The organism is Amycolatopsis stemonae, from assembly GCF_054781455.1.
Map to the genome: position 1 here is coordinate 67,205 of NZ_BAAGUJ010000006.1, position 17,520 is coordinate 84,724.

General features: G+C 72.9%; 14 protein-coding genes and 1 pseudogene. 6 read left to right on the forward strand and 9 right to left on the reverse strand.

Annotated features, from left to right (window positions below; genetic code table 11):
- The first annotated feature begins 231 nt into the window (after window positions 1-231).
- On the forward strand, window positions 232-2,586 hold the full coding sequence (locus tag ACYVLJ_RS22975) for a polysaccharide lyase 8 family protein (protein WP_460440231.1): 2,355 nt from the start codon (window positions 232-234) through the stop codon (window positions 2,584-2,586).
- A gap of 70 nt (window positions 2,587-2,656) precedes the next feature.
- Entirely contained in the window at window positions 2,657-4,126 is a 1,470-nt protein-coding gene (locus ACYVLJ_RS22980) for a flavin-containing monooxygenase (protein ID WP_460440232.1), read from the forward strand.
- Here ACYVLJ_RS22980 and ACYVLJ_RS22985 read toward each other — a convergent pair.
- From ACYVLJ_RS22985 to ACYVLJ_RS23010, 6 genes are all read right to left on the reverse strand, one after another.
- Entirely contained in the window at window positions 4,117-4,239 is a 123-nt protein-coding gene (locus tag ACYVLJ_RS22985) for a ribosomal protein bL36 (protein WP_460440233.1), read from the reverse strand. The genes ACYVLJ_RS22980 and ACYVLJ_RS22985 overlap by 10 nt on opposite strands.
- Before the next feature lie 73 nt (window positions 4,240-4,312).
- Complete coding sequence (locus ACYVLJ_RS22990; protein ID WP_451986928.1) at window positions 4,313-5,482, reverse strand: VWA domain-containing protein; 1,170 nt, start codon at window positions 5,480-5,482, stop codon at window positions 4,313-4,315.
- Window positions 5,479-7,662, reverse strand: coding sequence for a DUF5682 family protein (locus ACYVLJ_RS22995; RefSeq protein ID WP_460440234.1), 2,184 nt, complete (start codon window positions 7,660-7,662; stop codon window positions 5,479-5,481). The genes ACYVLJ_RS22990 and ACYVLJ_RS22995 overlap by 4 nt, the downstream gene beginning before the upstream one ends.
- Window positions 7,659-8,744 (reverse strand): ATP-binding protein, encoded by a 1,086-nt coding sequence (locus tag ACYVLJ_RS23000; RefSeq protein WP_460440235.1) that lies wholly within the window; start codon window positions 8,742-8,744, stop codon window positions 7,659-7,661. The genes ACYVLJ_RS22995 and ACYVLJ_RS23000 overlap by 4 nt, the downstream gene beginning before the upstream one ends.
- Window positions 8,741-10,126 carry a DUF5691 domain-containing protein gene (locus ACYVLJ_RS23005; protein WP_460440236.1) on the reverse strand — a complete coding sequence of 462 codons (1,386 nt, stop codon included), beginning with the start codon at window positions 10,124-10,126 and terminating at the stop codon, window positions 8,741-8,743. Before ACYVLJ_RS23005 ends, ACYVLJ_RS23000 begins: the two co-directional genes overlap by 4 nt.
- On the reverse strand, window positions 10,123-11,427 hold the full coding sequence (locus tag ACYVLJ_RS23010; RefSeq protein WP_460440237.1) for an SWIM zinc finger family protein: 1,305 nt from the start codon (window positions 11,425-11,427) through the stop codon (window positions 10,123-10,125). The genes ACYVLJ_RS23005 and ACYVLJ_RS23010 overlap by 4 nt, the downstream gene beginning before the upstream one ends.
- 150 nt (window positions 11,428-11,577) lie before the next feature.
- Here ACYVLJ_RS23010 and ACYVLJ_RS23015 point away from each other — a divergent pair, with 150 nt between their 5' ends.
- Window positions 11,578-12,084 carry a PadR family transcriptional regulator gene (locus ACYVLJ_RS23015; protein WP_460440238.1) on the forward strand — a complete coding sequence of 169 codons (507 nt, stop codon included), beginning with the start codon at window positions 11,578-11,580 and terminating at the stop codon, window positions 12,082-12,084.
- On the forward strand, window positions 12,084-12,683 hold the full coding sequence (locus ACYVLJ_RS23020) for a GyrI-like domain-containing protein (RefSeq protein WP_460440239.1): 600 nt from the start codon (window positions 12,084-12,086) through the stop codon (window positions 12,681-12,683). Before ACYVLJ_RS23015 ends, ACYVLJ_RS23020 begins: the two co-directional genes overlap by 1 nt.
- Here ACYVLJ_RS23020 and ACYVLJ_RS23025 read toward each other — a convergent pair.
- The 3 genes and pseudogenes from ACYVLJ_RS23025 to ACYVLJ_RS23035 all read right to left on the reverse strand — a co-directional run.
- A complete protein-coding gene (locus ACYVLJ_RS23025; RefSeq protein ID WP_451986914.1) occupies window positions 12,668-12,931 on the reverse strand; it encodes a hypothetical protein in 264 nt (87 codons plus the stop codon). The genes ACYVLJ_RS23020 and ACYVLJ_RS23025 overlap by 16 nt on opposite strands.
- A complete protein-coding gene (locus ACYVLJ_RS23030; protein ID WP_460440240.1) occupies window positions 12,931-14,997 on the reverse strand; it encodes an AMP-binding protein in 2,067 nt (688 codons plus the stop codon). The genes ACYVLJ_RS23025 and ACYVLJ_RS23030 overlap by 1 nt, the downstream gene beginning before the upstream one ends.
- 284 nt (window positions 14,998-15,281) lie before the next feature.
- Window positions 15,282-16,199, reverse strand: a pseudogene (locus ACYVLJ_RS23035) (helix-turn-helix transcriptional regulator); the annotation flags it as partial.
- A gap of 86 nt (window positions 16,200-16,285) precedes the next feature.
- Here ACYVLJ_RS23035 and ACYVLJ_RS23040 point away from each other — a divergent pair.
- Window positions 16,286-16,672 carry a VOC family protein gene (locus ACYVLJ_RS23040; protein WP_460440241.1) on the forward strand — a complete coding sequence of 129 codons (387 nt, stop codon included), beginning with the start codon at window positions 16,286-16,288 and terminating at the stop codon, window positions 16,670-16,672.
- A 73-nt stretch (window positions 16,673-16,745) separates the two neighbouring features.
- Window positions 16,746-17,495 carry a 3-hydroxybutyrate dehydrogenase gene (locus tag ACYVLJ_RS23045; RefSeq protein ID WP_460440242.1) on the forward strand — a complete coding sequence of 250 codons (750 nt, stop codon included), beginning with the start codon at window positions 16,746-16,748 and terminating at the stop codon, window positions 17,493-17,495.
- The last annotated feature ends 25 nt before the right edge of the window (window positions 17,496-17,520 follow it).

Here is a 17,520-nt window from a genome sequence, read left to right on the forward strand (position 1 = left end):
CTCTACCGTGGGGCACCGACAGGTTTCGGCGCCGCTGAACCCGGCGCAACCGAGTCCGGAGTCACCGAGTCCGGAGTCACTGCGCCGGAGCCACGCAAGCCCGCGGGGGCGCCCCCGTTTCCAGCCTATCGCTCGGCACCGACAGTTTTCGGCGCCGAGCGCCGAATCCGCCGCCGCACAACTGAATCCCGTTCCCCGTAAGCCGAGGATGTCTTCCTGGGAGGCATTGCCATGCCCGTGAACCGGAGAAACGCCCTGCGCGGCGGCGCCCTGGCGGCCGCCTCCACCGTGTTCCTCACCCGTCCGGTGTTCGCTTCGGCGGCCACCCCTGCGGTGCCCGCCGCCGCGAGCGGGGTGCCGGTGGCGACCGCGCCGATCGTCGCCGCCTACCGGCAGTTGCAGACCGGCATCAACCGGCCGTCGCCCGAGCGCACCCAAGCGCTCGCCAACCTCGGCCGGGTCGCCAAGGCGTACAACGCGAGCATGTCCGTCGCCGGCAGTGGTGCTCCACTGTGGACGGATCTGCCGCTCGGCCCGGGCAGCGACTACACGACGTCGATGTACGCGCGGCTGCGCGCGATCGCCGTCGACTGGGGCACGCCGGGCGGTGCGCTGTCCGGCGACCCGGTGGTGCTCGACCGGATCAAGGCGGCGCTCGAGCTGGTCCACGCGAGCCAGTACAACGAAAACGTCGGCGAGATCGGCAACTGGTACACCTACGAGATCGGCGTCCCGTACTACGTGCTGCACACGCTGTCGGTCGTCGCCGACCAGCTGAGCGCCGAGCAGCTGGCCCGGTACGTCAGCCCGATCAAGCGGTTCGTCGGCAACCCGAACGTCCGCGCGAACAACACCTCGCTCGTCGAGACCGGCGCCAACCGCGCCGACAAGGCCCTGATCTCCATCGTCGCCGGCGCGCTGATCGGCGACACCGCGTGGATCAGGACCGGCATCGACGCGCTCACCGACGTCGCGGGCGGGGGCGCGGCGAGCGTCGTCGCGAAGCTGGACCGCGCGGCGGGCGACGGCTTCCACGTCGACGGCTCGTTCATCCAGCACGACACCATCCCGTACCCCGGCCACTACGGCATCGTCCTGCTCACCGCCCTGGCCGGCGCCATCCACGTCACCGCGGGCACCGAGTACGCACTTCCGCAACCGCTGAAGGACAAGATCTACGCGCTGGTCGCGGACAGCTTCGCGCCGTTCGTCTACGCGGGCGCGCTGATGGAGCCGGTGCGCGGCCGGATGTTGTCGCGCCAGGGGGAGACCGGCCACGACATCGGCCACCAGCTCACCGTCGCGACCCTCGTCCTGGCCCGCACGGCGTCGGGCAAGACGAAGACCGACCTGAACGCCCTCGCCGCCAAGTGGCTCAAAGAAGGCACCTACGCGCCGTTCCTCGAAATCCCGGACCCCGAACGGTTCGCGCCCGGCCCGGACCTGGTGGCGACGCCGGGCATCGAGTTCGCACAGGACATGCTCGCCTCGGGGGCGCGCCCGGCCCGGGTCGTCGCGACGCACCGCGTCTTCGGCCAGCAGGACCGGATGCTGCACGTCACCGACGACTGGTCGGCGTCCCTGGGCGTCAGCTCGACGCGGATCTCGCGCTACGAGTCCATCAACGGCCAGAACCTCAAGGGCTACTACGTCGGCGACGGCGTGCTCTACACGTTCCTGCCGAACGCCAAGGGCCACTACACCGACGCCTACTGGCCGACGGTCGACCCGCTGCTCCTGCCGGGCACGACCGAGAACGACGGCCCGCCCGACCCGAAGTTCGGCGGCGTCCCGGTCGGCCCCAACACCCACACGGGTGGCGTCCGCTGGGACGACAGGCACGGCGCCTTCGCGCTGGACTTCAAGTCCTGGGACGGCTCTCTGGTCGCCAAGAAGTCGTGGTTCTTCACGCCGAACGGAATCGTCTGCCTCGGCGCCGGGATCACCGGCACGTCGGCGTCGAACGTGCGCACCACGATCGAAAACCGCAACCTGGGCGAAGGCGGCCGGGGCACGCTGCTCGTGGACGGCCGCCGTGTGCCGGCCGATCTCGGGAAAGCCGCCGCGCTGCGGCCGCACTGGGCGCACTTGGAGAACGTCGGCGGGTACGTGCTCCTGGACGACGCGTCGGTGACGGCCCTGCGCGAGGACCGGACCGGCGCGTGGCGCGACATCGACACCGGCGCCAACACCAAGGGCACGACGACGCCGAACACCCGCCGGTACCAGAAACTGGTGCTGGAGCACGGCGTGAAGCCGGTCGACGCGACCTACGCGTACGCGGTGCTGCCGGGTGCTTCGGTGGTCGGGACGCTCACCGCGTCCTGGGCGTGGCGGGTGCGGGCCAACACCGCGACGGTCCAGGCCGTCCAGACCGCGGACACCCTGCTGGCGAACTTCTTCGCGGCCGGTTCGGTCGGGGACGTGCGCGTGTCCGGGCCCGCGTCGGTCGCCCTCGGATGGCGTCAGCTGGCCGTTTCGGACCCGACGCAGACGCAGGACAGCGTGACGGTGACGGTGCACGGCAAGCCCGTGGTGGTGCCGCTCAAGGGCACCTTCGGCGCGACGAAGGTCGTGCGGTTGTAGCGGTGCTTCCCCGCCGGGCCGGTGCCCCGACCCGGCCCGGCGGGGTCCCCAGCTCGGTACGCTGGCGGTCATGACCACCGCCGAGCACGTGGACGTCCTGATCGTGGGCGCCGGCCTGTCCGGCGTCGGCGCGGCCTGCCGGCTCCAGGAACGGCTGCCGGGCAAGAAGTACGCCGTGCTCGAGGCGCGCGACACGATCGGCGGCACCTGGGACCTCTTCCGCTATCCGGGCGTCCGGTCCGATTCGGACATGTTCACCCTCGGCTACCCGTTCCGCCCGTGGAAGGACCCGAAGGCGATCGCCGACGGGCCGTCGATCCTGGCCTACATCCGCGAGACGGCGGCCGCGCACGGTGTGGCCGGCCGGATCCGCTTCGGCCACCGCGTGGTGCGGGCGTCGTGGTCGTCGCCGGACGCGCTGTGGACGGTCTCGACGGCACACGGCGCGACGTTCACCTGCCGCTTCCTGTACCTGTGCAGTGGTTACTACTCCTACGAATCCGGGCACGTCGTCGACTTCCCGGGCCGCGCGGAGTTCGCGGGCGAGATCGTGCACCCGCAGCACTGGCCGTCGGGCTTGGACTATGCAGGCAAACGCGTCGTGGTGATCGGCAGCGGCGCGACGGCCGTGACGCTCGTCCCGGCGATGGCGGGGGCGGCGGCCAGCGTGACGATGCTGCAGCGCTCGCCGTCCTACATCGTGGCGCGGCCGGGGCGCGACGCGCTCGCCGACCGGATCCGCGCGCACCTGCCGGAGAGGCTCGCGCACCGGCTGGTTCGGGGCAAGAACGTCGTCATGGGGACGGTGTTCTTCCAGCTCATGCGGCGGCTGCCGGAGAAGGCGTCGCTGGCGCTGCGCAAGCGCGTGGCGGCGCAGTTGCCGGCGTCGATCCCGGTCGACCCGCACTTCGTGCCGGACTACCACCCCTGGGACCAGCGGCTGTGCCTGGTCCCGGACGCGGACCTGTTCCGGGCATTGCGGTCGGGCAAAGCGGACATCGTGACGGACCGGATCGAGCGGTTCACGCCGTCCGGGGTGCTCTTGTCCTCCGGGCGCTCCCTCGAAGCGGACGTCATCGTGACGGCGACCGGGCTGCGGCTGGTCGCGTTCGGCGGGATCGAGCTGACCGTCGACGGCCGGGCGATCGAGCCGGGGGAGCAGCGCGCGTACAAGGGCATGATGTTCGGCGGCGTCCCGAACCTGGCGTGGTGCGTGGGTTACACGAACAACTCGTGGACGTTGCGGGCGGACCTGACGTCGCAGTACGTGTGCCGCCTGCTCGCGCACCTCGACCGCCACGGGTACGCGTTCTGCCTGCCGGACGCGGCTTCGGCGTCGACGGCGGGCCGGCCTCGCCCGATCGTCGACCTGGCCTCGGGGTACATCAAAAGGGCCGCCCCCGGCCTGCCGAAGCAGGGCGAGCGGCGGCCCTGGATGATGCGCCAGAACTACCTGCTGGACTTCGCGGACATGCGCTTCAACCGCGTCGACGACGGGGTGATGCGCTTCCGCCGCGCAGCAGCGCCGAGTCAGCCCTGACGAGCCTTCAGGCGCGGGTTGTCCTTGTTGATCACGACCACCTTCGTCCCCCGGCGGATGACCTGAGCACCCGGCTGGCGGGCGAGCGAGCGGATCGAGCTGCGGACCTTCATGGCGAGCCGTCCTTCCTGGGGAACTGACCCCACGTCCTCCTCAACCATCGGCGACCAGGTTTCATTCCGCAACTCAGCTGGTCTCGCGGGCGACCCAGGACTGCAGGTCGTCGCCGCGGACGGCGGCCGCCATCAGCTCCGGGAACTGGTCCGGGGTGCACGCGAACGCCGGGACACCCAGCTCCGCCAGCGCCGCCGCGTTCTCGTGGTCGTACGACGGCGCACCCGAGTCGGACAGGGCCAGCAGCGTCACCACCTGGACGCCCGCGCTCACCAGCTCGCCGATCCGGTGCAGCAGCTCGTCCTCGTCGCCGCCCTCGTAGAGGTCGCTGATCAGCACCAGCAGCGTCTGCTCGGGCCGGCCGACCAGGCTCTGGCAGTACGCGATCGCCCGGTTGATGTCGGTGCCGCCGCCCAGCTGGGTGCCGAACAGGACGTCGACCGGGTCGGCGAGGTGCTCGGTGAGGTCCGCTACTTCGGTGTCGAACGCGACGAACGACGTCTTCAGCGCCCGCATCGACGCCAGCACCGCGCCGAACAGCCCGGAGTACACCACCGACTCCGCCATCGAGCCCGACTGGTCGACCGCCAGGATCACGTCCCGCTGCACGGCCTGCTGACGCCGGCCGAACCCGATCATCTTCTCCGGCACGATCGTGCGCAGCTCGGGGGAGTAGTGCTTGAGGTTCGCGCGGATGGTGCGCGCCCAGTCGACGTCGCCGGGCCGCGGCCGGTGCGTCCGGGACGCCTTGTCGAGCGCGCCCTTGATCGCCGCCCGGGTGCGCTCGGCGAGCCGCTCCTCCAGCTCCGTGACGACCTTCCGGACGACCTCGCGCGCGGTCTCCTTGGTCTCCTCGGGCAGCACGCCGTTCAGCGAGAGCAGCGTGCCGACCAGGTGGACGTCCGGCTCGACCGCCGAGAGCAGCTCCTTCTCCAGCAGCATCCGGGTCAGCCCCAGCCGGTCGACGGCGTCCCGCTGCATCACCTGCACGACGGTGCTGGGGAAGTAGCGGCGGATGTCGCCCAGCCAGCGCGCGACCCGCGGCGCCGACGCCCCCAGGTTCGCGCTGCGCGGGCCGCCCGTCTCCTCGTCGTCGGGCTTGTCGTAGAGCGCGGCCAGCACCGCGTCGACCCCACTGTCCTCTTCGGACAGTTCGGCTTCGGCCAGCCCCGAGCCGGGGCCCGCGCCTTCGCCGCCCAGCACCAGCCGCCAGCGCCGCACGCGATCGGCGTCCACGCTCACGCCCCCACCCCCAGCAGCGTCGCCAGGACGGGCAGCACGCGCTCCGCCCGGTCCTCGTCCAGTTCGGCGGCCACCGTGACGACCGGCGCGGTGCCGGTGAGCCCGGCCGCGCGGTGCCCGATGGCCCGTTTCTCGGGCCCGCTGAACGCGCCGAACGTGCGGCGCAGCAACGGAAGCACCTCGGTGAAGACGTCGTCGTGGATCCCCGCGAGCCAGGCGTCGATCACCCGCAGCAGGCCCTCGTCGTGCACCAGCAGCAGCGCGCCGCCGTCGAAGAAGCCTTCGACGTACGCCGCGCCCGCCGACGGCGCGATACCGGGCGTGAGGGCCCGGCCCAGCCGCAGTTCGATGTCGAGCGCGTCCAGGAGCCCGGCGTCGTGCAGGATCCGGGTGAGCCGGCCCGCGAGCAGCGGGGGCAGCGACGGCCGTTCCGCCAGCCGAGCCAACGCCGTCAGCCAGCGGTGCTTCGCGTCTTCACCCAGCAGGGAGGTCGCGTCGTGCACCCCGTCGACGAGCTTGGCCATCCGGGCCGCGGCGTCGTCGTCGATCCCGTGCGTCGCCGGCGGCAGGCCGGCGCAGATCCGGTCGAGCATGCGGTCGGCGACCGCGCCCAGCGCGCCGGTGTCGGTGCCGCGCACGTTGCCGTAGCGGGTCGCCCGGGCCAGCGCGGGCAGGGCCGCCATCAGCCGTGCGACGTCGGCGTCCGCCGCCGCCCGCGCGTCGAGCGCCGCGAGGGCTTCGGGCAGGGCTTCCGGCAGGTCGGCGAGCAGGCAGTTCTCGACGGCCGTGGTGACCTCGTCGAGCGGGGGCGTGCCCTCGACCGTGGCGCGGACGACGGCGGTGGCCGCCGAGGGCACGGTGGTGCCGTGCACGGCCGCCGCGACCAGGTCGACCTCGAACGACGGCTCCCAGGCGAGCGCCCAGGTTTCCCGGAACGTGCCCTTGTTCCGCCGCGCCGACACCTCGCGGGTGCCCCAGTCGATCTCGAGGATCCGCAATCGGTGCAGCAGCTTCGAGCGGTCGAGCCCGCCGGGCGTGCGCAGGTCGAGGTCGAGCTCCTTGGCGATCGGGTCCTTCTTGAGCCGCAGGCGCCGCGCCGTCGCCGTCAGGTCCGCGGCCAGCGGGGGCTGCGGCACCCGGTCGGGCACTTCGCCGAGCCGTTCGCCGACGACCAGCCGCCGCGTGACGAGGTCGACCTGCACCTCGTCCCCGCCGCACAGCACGGACCGGGTGGCTTCGGTGACCTCGGCGAGCCCGGCCGACGACCGCCCGCGCAGCGCGGCGAGGGTTTCGGCCAGCCGGACCGCCTCGATGACGTGCGCGGTCGAGACGGGCAGGTCCTCCTGCCGCAGCACCGCGGCCACGCCGGACAGCCAGCGCGTGGTGACGTCCTCGGCCGTGGTGAACAGGTGGTGGTACCAGCCCGGCGACCGCACGCCCGCGCCGTAGCCGCTGGCCGTGGCGAGGCGCCCGTGCGTCCACGGCACCCAGGTGCAGGCGACCTTCCGCTTCGGGAGTCCTTTGAGGACGGCCTGGTCGTGCGACGCCGGCGGCAGCGGGTCGCTCAGCGCGGGCACGTGCCAGGCCCCGCAGACGACGGCGATGTTCTCGAAGCCGTCCTTGCGGGTGCGGCGCAGCACCGAGCGCATGTACGCCTCGCGCCGGGCTTCGTTGCCCCGCGGCGGTTTTTCGTCCTCCCGCAACGCGGTCATCGCCTCGGCGATTACCTCGAACGGGTTCTCGGCGCCGCGCCGGGACTCGACGACGTCGTCCCACCAGCGTTCCGGGTCGTCGTAGCCGCCGGCGGAAGCCAGCGCCGCCAGCGGATCGCCCGGCGGCCCGCCGTGCTCGTCCGGCCCCGCGGCGAACGTGTTCGCCGCGGGGAGGTCGCAGAACCGCACCGGGATCCCGGCCTCGCGCGCGTAGGCGAGCGCCTGCCACTCGGGGCTGAACACGGCGAACGGCCAGAACGCGGCCCGCGAGACGTCGTCGGTCGCGTACGCCAGCAGGGCGACCGGCGGCGCCATCGCCGGGTCTTCGGCCAGCTCGACGAGCGCGTCGGCCTCGGGTGGGCCCTCGATCAGCACCACGTCGGGCTCCAGTTCGGCGAGCCGCGTCGCCACGGCCCGGGCGGACCCCGGGCCGTGGTGGCGGATGCCGAGCAGGTGGGTCGAGGTCACGAGATCTCCTGGCCCGCCCGGTAGAAGTCGGCCCAGCCCTCGCGCTCGCGCACGACCGTCTCCAGGTACTCGATCCAGATCGCGCGGTCGGCGACCGGGTCCTTGACCACCGCGCCGTGGATGCCGGCTGCGACGTCGTGCGGGCGCAGCACGCCGTCGCCGAAGTGCGCGGCCAGCGCGAGCCCGCCGGTGAGCACGCTGATCGCCTCGGCCGTGGACAGCGTGCCGGACGGGGACTTCACCGCCGTGCGGCCGTCTTCGGTGCGGCCCGAGCGCAGCTCGCGGAACACCGTGACCACCCGGCGGATCTCGGCGAGCTCGGCGGCCTCCGCGGGCAGCTCCAGCGACGTGCCCAGTTCGGCGACCCGCCGGCTGACGATCTCGATCTCCGCCTCGGCGGTGTCCGGCAGCGGCAGCACCACGGTGTTGAACCGCCGCCGCAGCGCGCTCGACAGCTCGTTGACGCCCTTGTCGCGGTTGTTCGCCGTCGCGATCAGGTTGAAGCCCGGCCGCGCCTGCACCTCGGTGCCCAGCTCGGGGATCGGCAGGGTCTTCTCGGACAGGATGGTGATCAGCGAGTCCTGGACGTCGGCCGGGATGCGGGTGAGCTCCTCGAGCCGGGCGAGCTTGCCGTCCCGCATCGCGCGCAGCACCGGGCTTTCGACCAGCGCGGCCGGGCTCGGGCCCTCGGCGATCAGCCGGGCGTAGTTCCAGCCGTAGCGGATGGACTCCTCGGACGTGCCCGCGGTGCCCTGCACCAGCAGCGTCGAGTCGCCGCTGATCGCCGCCGACAGGTGCTCGGACACCCACGTCTTCGCCGTGCCGGGCACGCCGAGCAGGAGCAGGGCGCGGTCGGTGGCCAGCGTCGCGACGGCGACCTCGATCAGCCGCCGCGGGCCGACGTACTTCGGCGTGATCACCGTGCCGTCCGGCAGGGTGCCGCCGAGCAGGTACTCGACTACGGCCCACGGCGACAGGTTCCAGTGCGGCGGCTTGGCCCGCTCGTCGGCGGCGGCCAGCGCGGCCAGCTCGGCGGCGTGGTCCTGTTCGGCGTGCGGCCGGAGGACGGTGGGGGCGGTCATGCGAGCTCCTCGTACATTTCGCGGCGGAAGTTCAGCGTTTCGGTGAGCGCCCGGCGCCACGGACCGGCGTCCATGGTCAGCCGGGTGGTGGCCAGCGGGTGCCGCAGGCAGGCCGCGGGGACCGCGCGGGCGATCACGACGGCGGCGTGCGAGACCAGGCGGTGGTCGTCCTGGCGGGCGATCCAGTCGAGCAGGGCGGTGCCGAGCTCCTTCGTCCACGGCCGGGGCAGCTCGTGCACCAGCCGCGCGAACGACTCGGTGGGCAGCCGGCTCACCAGGTGCCCGACCGTGGCGGCCTGCCCGGCCGGGCTCAGCACGCCGAGCAGGGGTGGTGTGGTGCGGCCGCCGGGATCGGCGCCGATGAGCGCCTGCGCCCAGGTTTCGTCGCGCTGGCGCAGGGCCGCGGTGGCCCAGGAGTCGCGCAGCACGCCGGCCGGGCAGCCCTCGACGGCCATCCGGACCACTTCGGCTGGCGGGCCGAACTCGGTCCAGAAGGCCAGCGGAGCGGCCGCGACGAGCGCGCGCAGCCGGACGGTGCCCTCACCGCGTTCCCCCGGGGGCACCGAGATTTCGAGGACCCGCCCGCGCCGGCGGACCAGCGGCCGCAGCCGGCCGGCCATCGTTTCGCCGTAGCGCGTGCCCGGCAGCCGGCCGAGCAGGTCGGCGGCCCGTTCGCGGACGGCGGCCGCGCGGTCGGACAGCGCGGCTTCGAGGAAGGCCTCGTCTTCGGCGCGGGCGTGCCCGGCGAGCACGCCGAGGAAGTCCGCCCGGATGTCGGCGGGTTCGCTCTTCCACGACGCGGTGAGCGCTTCGCGGGCGGCATCCGGATCTTCGGCCAGCTTGGCGGCGAGCCAGCGGCGGCGCTGGGCGAGGCTGCCGTACTGCCAGACGTCCCCGGACTCTTCCGGCGGCGCGGAAAGGAAGGCCCAGTCCGGGTTCCGCTGCCCGAGCCACGCCCCGACCGGGCCCGCGACCGTGACGAGCGGGCCGCGCAGGGCGGCCTTGCTGCGGGCGGCTTCGGCGAGCAGCGGCAGGGTTTCCGGCGGGACGCGGTAGTCCGTGCCCGCGACGATGCCGAGCCACTCCAGCAGCAGGTCCGGGTGGCTCGCCGCCAGCAGCCGGGCCAGCCGTTCCCGCGCGAGCGGCGGGACGAAGGGCCGCTCGTCGGCCGCGGCCACGGGCAGCGGCCGGACGTCGCGCAGCGGCTGCCGCCCGGCCCGGCGGTAGGTGGTGAGCACGGCCGCCGCGGCGAGCAGCTGCTCGGCGGGTTCGCGGCGGTCCGTGATGAGCTCCCGGACCGCGGCCGGCTGCGTGTCCGGGTCCACGGCCCGGCGGCGGGTGCCGAGCAGGGCGGTGCCGACGAGGTCTTCCCAGGCTTTCACAGGCGCACCGCCCGGTCCTCGTGCCAGCACGTCAGCGGCCGCAGCCCCGCGGGGCTCCACTCGCCGGCCACCGTCAGCGGCCGGCCCGCGGACATCGCCAGCAGCGACCACGGGAACGCGTACGGCACCAGCGGCAGCGCGGTTCCGTCCTTTTCGGACAGACACCAGCCGTCGGCGTGCTCCGCGGGCGTGACCCCGGAAAGCAGGACGGGCCAGCGTTCCAGCCACGGGTCCGCGGCCATCGCCCGCGCGTACGCCGCCAGCGCGTCTTCGATCGAGCCGCCGTCGGCGGCCGGGGCCGCGGCCGGGATGCCGCGCTCGGCCACGAGCGCGCGCAGCGGTGCGGCGCCCGGGTAGAACGCCAGCTCCGCGGTCAGCGAATGCCCGGCCGGCAACGACGAATCCAGCGGACGGCCCGGCGGCGCGAACGACAGCACCAGCGCGTCCCGGCCCGTCCGGCGGCCGCGCAGCCACGTGCGCCGCGTGAGCAGCCGGTCGTTCTCCTCGTCGGCCGCGCCCGTGACCAGCCAGTCGTCCGACACGCGCTCGCCGCTTTCCAGCACGCGAGCCGTCTCGACCGAGAAGCCCAGCCGCGTGCGGACGGTTTCGGCCAGCGACGGCGGCAGGTCGTCCAGCCGGGTCGCCGCGTCCGCCAGCAGGTACAGCAGCGACAGCTCGCCGAGCAGGGCCTCCGGCCAGTCGCGGCGGCCGACGATCCCGGCCGCCCGCCGCAGCCCGCCGGCCAGGCCGGACGCCTGGGCGTCGACCATCCGCGCGGCGACCGTGCGCAGCTCCTCGCCGCCACTGCGCTCGAACCCGGCGAAGCCCGCGCCGATCCGGTCGGTCAGCCAGATCTTCAGCTCCAGGACGCCGCCTTCGACGCGCGCGGCCCGTTCACCGGCGCGCCGCGCGGCGGCTTCTTCGTCCTTCGGGCCCGCCGCCTCGGCGCGTTTCTCCGCCCGGCGGGCGCGATCGGCGCGTTCGGCGAGCCAGGCGTGCACCCATTCGGGCGGCTCGGCCGGGTCGACCTGCCTCGCGGCCCACAGCATCAGCAGCCCGAGCGCGTGCTTGCACGGGAACTTCCGGCTGGGGCAGGAACACCGGAACGCGGGCTCGGCGAGCTCGACGCACGTTTGGTACGGCTTCTTGCCGCTGCCCTGGCAGAAGCCCCACACGGCGTCTTCGGACGCCCCCGCGCCGGACCACCTCGCCGGTGCGGCGAGCGCCCGGCCCGCCTTCTCCGAAGCGGGATCCGGCGCGAGCCCGGCCACGCGTTCCGCGGTCCACGGCACCGCCGTCACCACCTGTCCCCCCACTGGTTTCCGTTGCCTTCCGGTCGGTTTCCCCAGGCTAGTGGCCCGGAGTGGCTTACCCGGAGAAGCATGCCAGCACCCACCGACAATTTTCGGCGCCGTGGACAGCCTGCCGTATTCCAGTACTAGAATACCGACGTGCTGACCGACGCGGAACTCACGGTGCTCGGCCTGCTCGCCGAGCAGCCGAGGCACGGCTACGAGCTGGACGAAGTCGTGTCCGAGCGGGGCATGCGCGACTGGACCGCGCTCGGGTTCAGCTCGATCTACTACGTGCTCGGCAAACTCCGCGACCGCGGTCTGGTCGCGGAGGTCGCGGGGGAGCGCGCGCACGCGAAGGCCAAGAAGATCTTCACGGCGACGGAAGCGGGCCGTCAGGCGTGCGCGGAGGCCGCGGAGGCGGCGATCGCCGAACTGCGCCCGCTGCACCCGCCCGTGCTGGTCGGGCTGGCGAACAGCCCGGCCATCGCACCGGACCGGCTCGCGTCCGCGCTGGCCCGGCGCGCGGAAGCCGTCCAGGAGCGGCTGGCCGAGGTCCGGCGCGCGGCCGAGGCCGACGTGCCGCCGTTCGTCCGGGCGATCTTCGACTACTCGATCCTGCAGCTCGAAGCGGAGGCCCGGTGGCTGGCCGGAAGGACGTTCTGATGCCCTACGACGTCAAGAAAGACCTGAAACAGCTCTACGCGCCGAAGAACCTCGATTGGGCGCTGGTCGACGTTCCCGAACAGCAGTTCCTGGCCCTCGACGGCCGCGGCAACCCCAACACCGCCGAGGCCTACAAGAAAGCCGTCGAAGCCCTGTACGCCTTCGCCTACACGATCAAGATGACGGCGAAGCGGACCGGCGAAGACTTCGTCGTCGGCCCGCTGGAAGGCCTGTGGTGGGCCGAGGACTACACGGCGTTCACCGTGCGCGCCAAAGATTTCTGGCAGTGGACGATGCTGATCTCACAACCCGCGTGGATCGGCGAAGACGCCGTCGAAGAAGCGCGCGAATCGGTGCGGCGCAAGAAGAAGATCGACGCGCCGGTCCGGCTCGAGAAGCTGCGCGAAGGCCGGTGCGCACAGGCGCTCCACGTCGGCTCCTACGACGACGAAGGTCCCCTGCTGGCCCGGCTGCACCACGAGTTCCTCGAGCAGCATGGACTGAAGCCGACCGGCCTGCACCACGAGGTCTACCTCGGCGATCCGCGGAAGACCGACCCGGCGAGGCTCAAGACCGTGCTGCGTCAGCCCGTCGGCTGATCCAGCTCGGCCAGGCCGCTCTCCCACCGACGGCGGCGTTGCGCGGACGTCTGCTCCCACCACGGCTCGCCGCGTTCGCCCAACGCCACCTTCGCCGTCTGGACGCGCCCTCGATCCTGGACGCGCCGGGCCGCCATCAGGTGTTTCTGCAGGCGGTCGCGGACGTCGTCCGGGATCTCGGGGTCGGTCGCGCGCCAGCGGCGGCCGTCGATCACGACGTAGCGGCCGTCCGGGGTGTGCTCGGGCATCAGTAGTCCGAGGTCACCGGCCACGTGTCGTCGTGCAGCAGGCGCTTGAGGATCTTGCCCGTCGCGTTGCGGGGCAGGTCGGGCACGAAGTACACGTCGCGCGGCACGGCGAACCGGGCCAGCCGCTGGTGGATGTAGGCCCGGATGTCCTCCGCGTGCAGTGAGGCGCCGCGCCGCGGGACGACGTACGCCGCGAGGCGCTGGCCCCACTCCGCGTCCGCCACGCCGACCACCGCCGCGTCGTGCACGCCGGGCAGCGCCACCAGCGCTTCTTCGACCGGGCGCGGGAACACGTTCTCGCCGCCGGAAACGATCATCTCGTCCGCGCGGCCGGTGACGAACAGGCGGCCCGCCGCGTCGAGGTAGCCGACGTCGCCGGTGGCCATCAGGTCCGCCGCGCGCGCCGGGTCGGTGCCGTTCGTGTAGCCCTCGAACAGCATGTCGTTGCCGACGAAGATCTGGCCCTCGCCGCCCGGCGGGACCGGCTTGCGGTCCTCGTCGAGGATCGCGACGCGCGTGCCGAGCGGGCAGCGGCCCGCCGTGGTCGGCGCCGCCCGCAGGTCGGCCGGGTCGGCGATGCTCGCCCAGGACACCTCGGTCGAGCCGTAGAAGTTGTAGAGGACGTCGCCGAAGGTGTCCATGAACTGGGTGACGAACGCGCCGGACATCGCCGAGCCGCTGCTCGCGACGATCCGCAGCGACGAGAGGTCGTAGCGCGCGCGGACCCGCTCGGGCAGGTCCATGATGCGCTGCAGCATGATCGGCACGGCGAACAGCGCGTCGCACTTCTGCTCGGCGATCGTCCGCAGCGTCTCTTCGGCGTCGAACTTGCGGATCATGGCCAGCGACGCGCGCAGCGCCATGCCGATCTGCATCGCGGCGAGGCCCCAGCTGTGGAACAGCGGCGCCGCCACCAGGATCCGGTCGCCGGCGCGCAGCGGGATGCGGTCGAGGATCGCCGCGGCGGAGCCTAGGCCCTTCGGCGTCGGGCGGCGCGCGCCCTTCGGCGTCCCGGTGGTGCCGGAGGTGAGCACGATCAGCCGGCCCGGCCGGTCGACCGGCTTGGGCGGGTCGGCGGGGGCGGCGTGGATCAGCTCGTCGACGGTCGGGTAGCCGGTCTCGGCGTCCGGCCAGGTGCTGATCCGGGCGAACTCGCCCGGGACGTTGGCGATGGTCTGCGCGAACTCGTCGTCGGCCAGCACGGCGGTCGGCTTGTGCTCGGCGATCACGTCCCTGACCGACGCCGCGGACAGACCGGTGTTCAGCAGCACGACGTCGGCGCCGAGCTTGCTGGCGGCGACGAACGACTCGACCATCGCGCCGTGGTTGCGGCACATCAGGGCGATCCGGTCGCGCTCGGTGACGCCGAGTTCGCTCAGGCCGTTGGCGAGGCGGTCACTGCGGTCCTGGACCTGCCGGAAGGTGCGGAGGCTGCGCTCGTCGTGCAGGGCGGGCTCGTCGGGGACGCGCGCCGCGGCGGCCTGGTAGCCGCCCGCGATGGTCGCGCCCCACTGCGCGAGGGAGTTGAGCTGGCGCGCCAGCTTGTCCGGCCGGCCCGCGCTGAGCACGCCCGCGCGCAGCAGGACGCTCGTGGTGCGCAGCTTGGTGGCCTTGTTGCCGTCGCGGTCGGCGTCGGGGTCGGGCTGCCCGGACAGGTAGAGGTCGAGCCGGCGGCCGAGCGCGCGGACGTCCTTCTTCACCGAAGACACCAGGTCCTGGTACGCCGGCGACAGCATCATCCGGACGAACAGCTCCGTCCGGCCGCCCGCCAGGGGTCTCAGCTCCAGCGAGACCCAGGTGCCCTCGTCGGGGACGCCGCACCAAACGACGTGCTCGCCCGGCCGGTACACGACGGCCTGGACCTGCGCCTCCAGCATCGGCCCGCGTTCGGGGACGATCCGGATCGTGCCCCGGGGACCGCGGCCGCGCGCCGCGTGCTCGTGGACCTCGCACCCGCTGATCTCCGGCACGAACCGCGAGTACCACTCCGGCGATCCGACGATCTGCCACACCACGTCCGGCGTGTGTCCGACCACGGCACTCGCCTCGACCACATCGTCACGCATTACGTCTGCCCTCACCGGAGTGTCACCGAACACACGTTCAGGTCACGGAGGCGTCACAGTAGCAGCAAACGGGTGATCACGGATACTCCGAACGGCCAGATACCGGTGGGTAACGGACACTCGTAGTAGGTCTTCCTAATGTCCACTGTGGAGTGATTAACGCCGTTCACCGAGCATAACGGGCACAGCGTGCACACGCAGTGCGCCGCCGATGTCGTGAACCGTCCCTTTACCCCGTCCTGACACCCGAACACGTCATTCCGGACCGGATGGGGTATACCGGGCACCAGCTCCGCCCCCAGGCGCGCCAGCTCGGCTTTCACCGATTCCGGGCCTTCGACGTCGACGAGCGCGCCCCAGCCCGCCAGCTCCTGGGCGATCATCACCGGCGCCGCCGCGGCCACCCGCGCCCGGACGCGGTCGCCGGGCAGGTCCGCGACCAGCTCGCAGTGCCGGCCGAACCGGTCGCGCAGCACGCCGAAGTGGCGGCGGTCGAGCACGACGTCCGCGGTCAGCGGCGAACGCCGCTTCTCGACCTCCTCGACGACCTCTTCCCACACCTTCGCCAGCTCGAGGTCGGACGGGCGGTCCGCGGTCTCCCCGGTCGCCGTGGCCGCGACGATCCGGTCGACCCGGAACGTCCGCCTGCCCTTCGCGGTTCCCGCCACGAGGTACCAGACGTCGTCCTTGTCGACCAGGCCCCACGGGTCGACGAGCCGCTCGGACCGCTCGCGCCCGGCGTAGGCGAGCCGGACGCGGCGGCGCGCGATGACGGCGTCCCGCAGCAGCTCGACCATCGGCGGCCGGTCCTTGGCGCGCTCGCCCCAGCCCGCGTGGTCGACGACCACCGCGTCGGCGGCCGCCTCGGCGTCCGCGCGGAACGTGCCGGGCAGGGCCCCCATCAGCTTCCGCAGCGCCGACTTGACCTCGGGCGTGGCCGCCGCCGGTCCGGCCAGGAGGAACAGCGCCTGCGCCTCCCGCGCGGTGAGCCCGGACAGGTCGGTCCGCGCGCCGCCGACGAGTTGCCAGCCGCCACCGCGGCCGGGCTGGGGGTAGACGGGCACCCCGGCCGTCGAGAGCGCTTCGAGGTCGCGGCGGGCCGTCGCGACCGAGACCTCCAGCTCGGCGGCGACCTCGGCGGCGGTGACGCGGCCGCGCGTCTGCATCAGCAGCAGGGTGGCCACGAGACGGTCGGCGCGCATGGCGGAAGTGTCGCAAACAAAGTGCGCACTCGATGAGCACTTTTGCTCCGCATGATGGCTCCACACCGCTTGAGAGGAGCAAGAAGATGCTGCGAGGAATGGCCACCGTCTCCTACTTCGCCGACGACCACGAAGCCGCGAAAGCCTGGTACACGGAGTTCCTGGGGGTCGAGCCCTACTTCGAACGCCCGGGGTACGCCGAGTTCCGGATCGGCGACTACCAGCACGAACTGGGGCTCGTCGACGGGAAGTACGGTCCCGCCGGGCGCGGCGGCGCGATCGTCTACTGGCACGTCGACGACCTGGCGGCGACCGTCGCGCGGCTGCTCGCGCTGGGCGCGAAGGAGTACGAGCCGGTCACCGAGCGCGGACCCGGGTTCGTGACGGCGGCGGTGGTCGACCCGTTCGGCAACCTCCTGGGTGTCATGACCAACGTGCACTACCTTTCGGTGCTGGCGGACTGTCGGCCGTAACCACAGGATCTTGTGCGGTTGTGGCGGCCGCACACATGGTCCGCGACCCGGGTCACGCTTACCGTTCCCGTCCATGACCAGCGATCTGGACGGGCGCACCGCCCTCGTCACCGGCGGGGCCGGCGGCATCGGCCTGGCCTGCGTCCGGGCCCTCGCCGCGGCCGGGGCCAAGGTGCACGTCGTCGACGTCGACGCCCGCAACGCCGAAGCCGCCGCCACCGAGGTCGGCGGCTGGGCGCACGCGGCCGACCTGACCGACCCCGCCGCGATCGACGGCCTCCCCGCCGAGGTCGACATCCTGGTCAACAACGCCGGGATCCAGCACGTCGCGCCGATCCAGGACTTCCCGCCCGCGGAGTTCGCCCGGATCCAGGCGCTGATGGTCACCGCTCCGTTCCTCCTGATCCGCCGCGCGCTCCCGGCGATGTACGCCCGGGGCTTCGGCCGGATCGTCAACATGTCGAGCGTGCACGGGCTGCGCGCGTCGCCGTTCAAGGCCGCGTACGTCGCCGCGAAGCACGGACTGGAGGGCCTCTCGAAGGTCGCCGCCCTCGAAGGTGCCGAGCACGGCGTGACGAGCAACTGCGTGAACCCCGGCTACGTCCGGACGCCGCTGGTCGACGGGCAGATCGACGCCCAGGCCGCCGAGCACGACATCCCGCGCGACGCCGTTGTCGCCGAGGTGCTGCTCAAGCGCGCGGCGATCAAGAAGCTCATCGAACCCGGGGACGTCGCTTCCCTGGTGACGTGGCTGTGCTCGCCGCACGCCGGCCACGTCACCGGGGCCTCCATCCCGCTCGACGGCGGCTGGTCCGCCGCGTGAACCCGCCCAACCACAAGGAAGTGGA